At 56.8% G+C, this 2,260-nt stretch carries 2 protein-coding genes; one reads left to right on the forward strand and one right to left on the reverse strand.

What is annotated here, in order from left to right:
* Positions 1-1,573 (reverse strand): FAD-dependent oxidoreductase (locus tag RR842_RS14100; protein WP_332730209.1); only part of this gene is annotated, 1,573 nt, incomplete at its 3' end.
* A 245-nt stretch (positions 1,574-1,818) separates the two neighbouring features.
* Between RR842_RS14100 and RR842_RS14105 the strand changes: the two genes are divergently transcribed.
* Positions 1,819-2,260, forward strand: a 442-nt coding sequence (locus tag RR842_RS14105; RefSeq protein WP_332730210.1) for a LysR family transcriptional regulator, incomplete at its 3' end; no start/stop codon positions are given.

The raw sequence follows: 2,260 nt of genomic DNA on the forward strand, positions 1-2,260 counted from the left end.
TGTTCACGCTTGTGCGCAAACCGCCCATAACCGTCATGAACAGAGCGTAGTTTTGTGCGGCGTAGAACGGACCGGCCTCGTCGATCTTTACCAAGAAGTCGGGGTTCTTGTAGAAGTCCTCGTCAACCCCCTTGTCGCAAAGTTCGTTGTAACGCTTCACTACCGTCTTGAGTTTATCGGCATCCAGATCAAGCTGCTTCGCCAGATCGTCGAGCGTGTCTGCCTTGAAGTACGAGCTTTGCTCTACGCCGGCATCCCACATGCCTACCAGCTCGCCGGGAGAAAGGGGCGGCAGCGCATAGTCCATGCCGAACGAGTACCATTTATGACCCTTATCGAGAATGGCCTGCGGGTAGTTCGCTGTCCAAATGCCGAAGGCGATATTGCCCGGCTGGGACAAAAGGTGATTCGAGCTGTACGGTGCCGATATATCCTCGCGCTGATAGCGCTCGGTGTTCGCGTTCACATTAAGACCCATGTGGAACCCGCACGGCTCATGGCTGCCGCCCCAAGCACCTTGCATCATGGGAGCATTCGGATAGGCGCGCTGCCACGCAGCCCCAGCCCACAGGCCCATCTTCTGGCCATCGCCACCGTAGATGCCGGTTAAGTTGAAGCTTGTATTGTAGTCGATTTCCTGCTGTTCGTATCCCACCAGAGGCAACACCATGGGGCAGTAGGCAGCCAGCATTTCCTTGTTGCTAGAGAAGTCACCCGTTGCCAGCACCACCGCTTGCTTGGCGTTGAATTTCACATAGCTGCCATCGGACATCTTCGACGCCACAACGCCCGTGACGCGTCCGTTATCGCCGTCTTCGCACACCAGCTGCTCGGCTTTGGTGTCGTAGATGATCTCTACACCGTATTCTTTTGCCTTTACCTCAAGCGCCTCGACCGCTCCCTGCTGGCCCGTGGACACCATGGCACTGTTTCCCTCAGTGGAGAAGGCGTGAGCATAGTTCGGGCCCAGATCAAATGTGTTGTCGCGCTCCATGATGACGTTCAGGCCACTCTCGTGCGCGATGTCGATTAACCAGTCCATGGCCTCTTCAGATTCGTTGTAGCCACGCATCCATTTACGCTGGTCAACCGCGAACGAAGCTGCGCGCATCTCGTGATAATAGAACGGTACCGGGTCAAACGGCTCAATGCCCATTGCCTTCATGACCTTCGAGCTACGTGCATAGTTCGACCCCCCGCGCGAGATAGGCGCGCTTGCCGCCGAAAACAGCGTAACCTTCGCACCCTTCTCAGCTGCCGATACCGCCGTGGTAAAGCCCGACATCCCGCCGCCCACAACAATGATGTCGTTCTCGATGGTTTCGGTTATCCTGTCGTCGGAAATAGGCTCCGGCGGAATCATGAAAGACCACTTCGGCATGCCGTCTGTTAGTTTAAGCACCGCACCCGACGAGTCGACGGAACTACCTGACAAGGCAGCTGAGCCCGGTGAAACACCCGCCGCGCCGCCCGATGGCGCGCATCCCGCCAATCCAACCGTTGCGACTCCGGCCGCTCCCAAAGCACCGAACTTCAGAAAATCGCGACGTGAAAAACCTGTTTGCTTTTCCATAACGCCCTCCTATATTGCACTTTCTCACTATCTCTACAATCGCGGGCCCCTACAAACACCGCCCACACTACCCTTATGCTCCAGAGGCGGCCGCCGACACGACAGCAGTGTCAAGTTGCTCCGGCGCAACCTATTGCTTCGAGCCTCCATTCCTGGCGCACTGCCAAAGCAGCCGTATTCGCCAATGTAAAAGGGGGTATCCTGAAGTGGTAACATCAACGGGAAACGGCTTCAGGGAGGAAACCGTGGACATTCGCCAACTCTACTATTTCGTCGCTGTGGCAGATCGAGGCAACTTCACCAAAGCTGCCGACGATCTTTTCATTTCACGACAAGCACTGAGCAAAGCGGTAAGAAACCTCGAGCACGAACTGGGCTCTCCGCTGCTATCCAACCGCGACGGGCATCTCGACCTGACGGAATCTGGACGCGCACTCTACTACGATGCAGAACCTCTCGTTGCTTCATTCAAGAAACTCGAAGAGCGCTACACCGGGCCTACGGCAAAAACACTCCGGCGAGACACGCTCTCGGTGGCCATGGCGCACGGCACGGCAATCTCTCTTCCCGAGCACGCTGTTGGCCTGTTTCGCATAGGCCACCCCGAGCTGCTACTTTCCGTTGAAGAAGTAACGACCGAGGCTGCACTCGATATGGCCCGTTCGGCGGAGTCGGACCTCAGCCTTG

The organism is Gordonibacter sp., assembly GCF_036667095.1.
Lineage (GTDB): Bacteria > Actinomycetota > Coriobacteriia > Coriobacteriales > Eggerthellaceae > Gordonibacter.